Source organism: Microcystis sp. LE18-22.4A (assembly GCF_027531105.1).
In the GTDB taxonomy this organism is placed as follows: Bacteria; Cyanobacteriota; Cyanobacteriia; order Cyanobacteriales; family Microcystaceae; genus Microcystis; species Microcystis aeruginosa.
In genome coordinates this window covers 1-4,016 of record NZ_JAPZRB010000396.1, presented here as the reverse complement: position 1 = coordinate 4,016, position 4,016 = coordinate 1, and the positions used below count along the sequence as shown (strand labels likewise).

5 protein-coding genes are annotated in these 4,016 nt (G+C 42.8%); 4 read left to right on the top strand and 1 reads right to left on the bottom strand.

Going from position 1 to position 4,016, the window contains the following annotated elements:
• Nucleotides 1–288: 288 nt before the first annotated feature.
• A complete protein-coding gene (locus O9295_RS17560) occupies nucleotides 289–1,107 on the bottom strand; it encodes a carbon-nitrogen hydrolase family protein (RefSeq protein ID WP_079209431.1) in 819 nt (272 codons plus the stop codon).
• 86 nt (nucleotides 1,108–1,193) lie between these two features.
• Between O9295_RS17560 and O9295_RS17555 the strand changes: the two genes are divergently transcribed.
• The 4 genes from O9295_RS17555 (at nucleotide 1,194) to O9295_RS17540 (ending at nucleotide 3,633) form a co-directional block, all read left to right on the top strand.
• Nucleotides 1,194–1,826: an HAD-IB family phosphatase gene (locus tag O9295_RS17555; RefSeq protein ID WP_288034190.1), complete on the top strand. Its 633-nt coding sequence runs from the start codon at nucleotides 1,194–1,196 to the stop codon at nucleotides 1,824–1,826.
• A 454-nt stretch (nucleotides 1,827–2,280) separates the two neighbouring features.
• On the top strand, nucleotides 2,281–3,042 hold the full coding sequence (locus tag O9295_RS17550; protein ID WP_288034188.1) for a PEP-CTERM sorting domain-containing protein: 762 nt from the start codon (nucleotides 2,281–2,283) through the stop codon (nucleotides 3,040–3,042).
• Nucleotides 3,043–3,153: 111 nt separating this feature from the next.
• On the top strand, nucleotides 3,154–3,393 hold the full coding sequence (locus O9295_RS17545) for a hypothetical protein (protein ID WP_147070618.1): 240 nt from the start codon (nucleotides 3,154–3,156) through the stop codon (nucleotides 3,391–3,393).
• Nucleotides 3,394–3,399: 6 nt separating this feature from the next.
• Entirely contained in the window at nucleotides 3,400–3,633 is a 234-nt protein-coding gene (locus O9295_RS17540; RefSeq protein WP_002745620.1) for a hypothetical protein, read from the top strand.
• The last annotated feature ends 383 nt before the right edge of the window (nucleotides 3,634–4,016 follow it).

The window sequence follows — 4,016 nt, the reverse complement described above, 5'->3', positions numbered from 1 at the left end:
GGTTCTTCGTTACTTAGTATGGTTCGATAGGGCGGCATAAATGGACTAAATCTTTATCTGGCAAGAGATTTAATTGATTAGTTCGCTCTAGATCGAAAACAATTAACAAAAATCGCCAAATGTCTTTCTCTATAAGAGTTTAATTCCTTATAACCCTGTACATTGCATAAGACAAACCGAAGAACCCTAATTAGGTTTGAGATTCGGCCCTTGCTATCAGGGAGCAATGTTACGCGAAAAAACCGAGTTAAATCCCAAAATTAGGCGTTAAAATTGTCGAATCGAATTTTAAACAAAAACACGATGCTGTAGGGAAGGCATTTGTCGTCGCACCTGTTGCAGACGTTGGGGATTAATTTCGGCAATTGCCACTCCCGCTTCTTCCCCCGCATCGGCTAAAACCACACCCCAAGGATCGATAATCATAGCGTGACCGTGGGTGTAACGGCGTTCGTAATTATTGCCCGTTTGAGCGGGAGCTATTATATAACAAGTATTCTCGATCGCTCGCGCTTGTAACAAAACTTTCCAATGATCTTTCCCTGTAAAAGCTGTAAACGCCGCGGGTACAAATAAAACATCGGCTCCTTGCCGCGATAAATAGCGATAGAGTTCGGGAAAACGCACATCATAGCAAATCGAGAGGCCAATTTTTCCCAAGCTATCGGAGCCATAAATCGGCGGTAAATCGATCCCTGCCATGACTGTACTCGATTCCTGATAGGTGTTACCATCCGGGACATTGACATCAAAGAGATGGACTTTTTGATAACGGGCTAATTCCGCACCGTTGCCATCGACTAAAATAGCGGTATTATAAGCCTTATCGGGAATACCCGTCACCGGCACGGGAAAACCACCCCCTAAAATGGTCACTTGAAACCGTTGGGCCATGGTGCGGAGGAATTTATCGGCTTTTCGAGCAATAGTCTCGGCCTGGGCGATTTTATCGGTTTCTGCCCCCATAAAAGCGAAATTCTCTGGTAAACCGATTAATTCCGCCCCTTTACCCACGGCAAGTTCGATCAATTCTTCAGCGGCAGCGAGATTTTTCTCTAAATCCGGCTGACTGGTCATTTGAATGGCGGCGGCGAGATAGGATTTCATGGGGGTTGAAGCTCTAGAGTCGGATAATCTCTGTAAAATTAATCATAACCTTCGATTATATCCAATTTCAGATATTTTGTCACCCCATGAGTAAAATTGTTTTCTGTGACTTTGATGGCACTATCACCGCCGTGGAGACTTTTGCGGGTATGCTCAAAGAATTCGCCCCCGATTTATCAGCCCAAATTATGCCCCAAATGTACGCCCGCACTCTCAGTCTGCGCCGGGGTGTTCGTCAACTGCTAGAGTCGATACCGAGCCAAAAGTACGCCGATATTCTCGCCTATGCCGAAAGCAAGCCAATTCGCCCCGGATTAGCCGAATTCCTCGCTTTTTTACAGGAGCAATCCATCCCTTTTATTATTATCTCCGGTGGCATTCAAGGCATGATTGAAACGGTCTTAAAACGGGAGGGACTATTAGATAAGGTGACGGCAATTTATGGGGTCAATCTTCATACTCAAGGGGAATATTTGCAAGTTCGCTCCGATTGGGAAAATGAGACGGAATTAGTGGCTAAAGCCTTGATTATGGACAAATATTCAGGAGTAGAAACTATTGCGATCGGTGATTCCGTTACCGATATTACCATGGCTAGAAGGGCCGATCTAGTTTTTGCTAGGGATCGTTTAATCGATTATCTGCAAGCGGAAAATCAACCCTATATTCCTTGGGATAACTTTTTTGAGATTCGCGAATATCTGTTATTGAGAGATTAGGGATTAGCTGTTAATTAGGTAGGGGTTAAAAATTGTCAGATACCCTCCTTGGATTAAGGGGGGATCAAAGAGGGCGAATGCAATTCGCCCCTACAATAATATTATTGCGCCAATAGTAGGGGCGCACTGTGGTCAGTGAGTTTATCGAACTGCGTGCGCCCTGTAATATAGATATTTCGACCAAATTGAGATTTACTACCCTACTCTCAAGGGTAACAATAATTATAAATTTTTGTAAATTTGTGTTGGTTTACACTTGACAAAATCGGGGGGGGGGTAAAATCCTGTTGTTGCTCTGTCTTGTCATTGAGGAACTAACTTAAAATTTAGTGATTGGCAATTTTGAAAAAATCAGTCTTTCTCCCTTGCCAATGTCGCTTAATTTGAGATTTTCTCCTTTAAAGGGCATTCAGAACATTTGTTTGTTTATTTGTTTTGAGGAAACTTTCTGAGTATGAAAACTTCGACTGTGCTTAAAAAATTTTCGATGGTTGGTGCTGGAGCAGCTCTTTTTGGAGCAGCAACAAGTTTCGTCACCTTACCTGCTTCTGCTGCTGTCACTGTATTGGACTTCGAGGGTGTCAACGCAACCTATCCTAGTGGCTACGCATTCGTACAGAATTTCTACAACGGTGGCACAAGCAGTGCCGGAACTACAGGGACAAATTATGGGGTAGAGTTTTCATCCAATGCCCAAGCAATTTGTTTGAACACTCCAGGTATAATGTGTAGTAATACATCCCGCGGTGGATTAGGGAATCCAAATTCTCAGAAGGGTGCCTTATTTTTCCTGTCTGGTTCTGAAACTTTCATGAATCTTGCGAGTGGTTTTGACACTGGATTCTCGTTCTTTTACACAGCGATCCTTCAGTCAGGGAGTATCGGTGTGTATGATGGACTAAATGGAACAGGTAGTTTACTTGCCAGCTTATCTCTTCCGACGACTTCTAGCAATTGCGATCCTGTTTACTCCGCTGGTTTTTGTCCATTTGTACCGGTTGGCGTTGGTTTCGCTGGTATCGCTAAATCCGTTAGTTTTGCTGGTGTTGCCAACCAAATTGTATTTGACGATATCACATTTGGAAGCGTTACTCCAGATTCCGTACCTGTTCCTGAACCTGCTTCAGTACCTGTTCCTGAACCTGCTTCAGTCTTGGGTTTACTCGCCATCGGTGTTCTTGGTGCTGGTTCAGTCTTGAAGCGCAAATTAAAATAAAAAACTGGTCAATCTAGCCTTAAATTGGCAGTGATCGCGCTCTATTGATCAAGTGCGATCGCTTTTTTTGGGGCATTCCACATTTTTATTAATCTTTGTTAGAATGATGACATGGGTAATGGCTTTGAGTTGATTGGAGAACTAACCGAAATAGAGATTATCGCCGTCAACCTCTCTATTCGTGAACTCAGAAGGCTAAAAGCGCAGTTTGGGGGTCGTCGATGGCGAAAGCTAAAAGGAGTCGGCTTAGTTCAATTTCCTAATGGAGAAATCCGCAAAGCTGAACTACACTGGTATGAGTCTCAAGGTATTGGTCGGCGAAAAATGAAAGTTAAACGAGTTTTGGACTAAATATTTATGCAAACACCAGCATCTAACATTGAATTTGCTATCTGTATTACCGCTGAAGAAGGCGGAGATTTAGAGGTTTGTAAACTTTATCAAGTGTTACCTGATGCTAAAGCGCAAGAGGTGGGATGTTTGCGAGTGATTGATGAATCTGGTGAAGATTATTTGTATCCAGAAAATCATTTTGTCATAATAAAACTTCCTGAAACGGTACAAGTCCAGTTATTAGCAGTCCGCCCTTAAATAGCGAGTAAATTACCTGGGCGTTGCTGATAATAAACGACTTAAGCTGCAATACTGACCTTAGAAGTGATCGCCCTCTATAAATATAGCGTGATAGCTTTTTTGGTGTTAGAATAAAGGAAACCATAGCGTTTTGATTGGCTTAGACTTTTTATGCAATCTGATCTTTTCCAGACGACTCAACCTGCTTGAGATGAAGAGATTAAACAAGCGATCGCATCTGCAGCTGAGGAACTCTTAAGGCAGCTTAATCCAGATTATCTCATTTGTCAGGAAACATCGGTCATTCGCTTTGCAGATATCCCTCTTTCTGAACAGCAGGCACTAGAGCAAGCGTTAGCAGAACAAGCGCAGGGTAAAATTATCAAACATCGATTTTAACG